The organism is Ruegeria sp. BHSB064 (genome assembly GCF_059613205.1).
Genome location: NZ_JBXWSB010000236.1, coordinates 1 through 2,093 on the forward strand (window position 1 = coordinate 1; position 2,093 = coordinate 2,093).

General features: G+C 53.9%; 2 protein-coding genes. One reads left to right on the plus strand and one right to left on the minus strand.

Features of this window, described 5'->3' with window-relative positions; all coding sequences use genetic code 11:
- Positions 1–330 (minus strand): hypothetical protein (locus AC2FNU_RS24605; protein WP_496794197.1); only part of this gene is annotated, 330 nt, incomplete at its 3' end.
- Between the two features lie 401 nt (positions 331–731).
- Between AC2FNU_RS24605 and AC2FNU_RS24610 the strand changes: the two genes are divergently transcribed.
- A complete protein-coding gene (locus AC2FNU_RS24610; protein ID WP_496794201.1) occupies positions 732–1,784 on the plus strand; it encodes an acyltransferase family protein in 1,053 nt (350 codons plus the stop codon).
- The last annotated feature ends 309 nt before the right edge of the window (positions 1,785–2,093 follow it).

A 2,093-nucleotide genomic window follows, 5' to 3' on the forward strand; every position in this document is an offset into this window, starting at 1 on the left:
GAACCAGCTTCTGGGCTCCCACCGATACAGCCGCATCAACTCGGACGCCGTAGACAGGGTATAGACCCGTTCAGCCTGTATCAGAGCCTGAATCTCGTCGCCAGACACCCCAACGGGTTCATAGTAATAGTCCCAGACATTGGGCCCGTGTTCGGCGTCGAAATACGGGTTTGGACCGCCAAACATATAGCTTCTCTGATGCAGATAGATGATCGGCGTCATCCCCATCCGGCGCGCAAACTGCAATTGAACGACAATGCCGTTGAGCTGAGCGATCAGACCATCCGACGTATTGCAAATCAGCAAGTATTTTGTGTCACCACTCTTCATTGATCCGCTTTTACCCTTTTCTCAATCAGACCGTCGAACCCGGACAAGCGATCCGTCGACGGGGTTGAAATCAATCGTACCTGACCGGCTCTTGGCGATAGACGCTGCAACCGGCTCACACAGTCCTTCTTCTTCGGCTAAACCTGTTCCCTGCGGGTGCGGTCAGGATCAAAACGCCCGACGGGATCATCTGTTCAATCTGCATCTGCTCAAAACCCGTTTTAACACAACATGTTCATAGCAACTGAAAAGACAGCTGTCATGAATGAGCTGCGGGTCAGGCCCCTTAATCCCGGATAGCTGCGGGTCTTTGGCCGCCCTTTCTGGGATCGGCGAAGAGCTTGACGAAATTTGCTGCGGTCCCCTAGGCTGTCGGCAGTTTCAGTGTTCAGGTTTTACCAGTGCTTCATTCCATTCAGGCGCTTCGGGCGATTGCCGCCTCTGCCGTTGCTCTTTACCACTGCGTAATTTGGCTGCATCAAAGCCTCGGCGTCTCGTTTCCGAATACAACCTATATTGCCGGCCTCGGTGCATCCGGTGTCCATATCTTTTTTGTTGTCAGCGGTTTCATCATGATGTGGACAAACCAGGACAATAACGGCGATTGGACACGTTTTTTACGCAAACGGTTTTCACGGGTCTATCCATCTTACTGGCTGGTGGCGTGTATCGGCATTCCTCTGGCCCTTCTCACAGGCCGCGCGATTCCCGATCAGGCCATGATCTGGATTGGATCCGTGCTGCTTTTGCCAAATGGCGCCAGCGCCCTGATCGATGTCGGATGGACATTGGCTTATGAGGTCTATTTCTACGCCATTTTTGCGGTGCTGATCGCGTTGCGCATCCCGCTGTTGCAACGGGTCATCTGGCTGAGCGTTCTGTTTCTGATCAGCGTCGCCATTGGTGTTTTCTGGTCCCCCTCAAGCGAAACGGCCTTTGGTCTGCCAAGACTGATGACCAGCGCTCTGCTGTTGGAGTTTGCGGCAGGAGCCCTGCTTGGCATGATGGCGACACGGCCCCGCCCCCTGCCCGCCTGGCAAGGCGCAGCCATGGTGGTCGTTGCGCTTCTGGGATTTGCAGCCAGCCTTGTGCTGGATTACCACCGCTACCCCGCCGTTGTGCTTTGGGGGATACCCAGCTTCTTCCTGGTGGCCGGAGTGGTCGTACTGGAACGCAACAAACGGGGACTGAAGCTGTTTCATGGATTAAGTCCTCTGGGCGATTCATCTTATGCGCTGTACCTGCTGCATGCGATCCTGATCCCGGCCCTTGTGTACATGCTTCCCACCAGCAGTGACCTTAACTATCTGATATTTATGGCACTTGTTATCGTATTGTTTCTCATCAACCTCGCTGTCGCGCATCTCTATTACCTGAAGGTTGAAACTCTTCTGATTAAAACCTCCAACGCTGTTCTGACCCGCACCCATGCCGCATTCACCCGCAACACATGATGGTCCGGACCTCATGAAGCCGAGAAACAGCCCGCCCCAAAGGAATCAACAGTGATACCTATTTCACCAAAATGTTTCCTATGCGCGGACGATTCATGCCTGATTTTCCGGGATCACCATAGCAGGAGAGCCGCAAGTTCCCCGGAAACAGGAATAATCTCTATGCTGACAGGCAGGCGAGCCGAGCCGCTTTGCGGCCAATCGATTTTATGACGACCCTGAACTGATCCAGGTGTGACCGGAGACATCCTCATGACCCAGCCATCCCCCACACTTGGCCGCAATGATCTGGCAATCCTTCTGCTGATC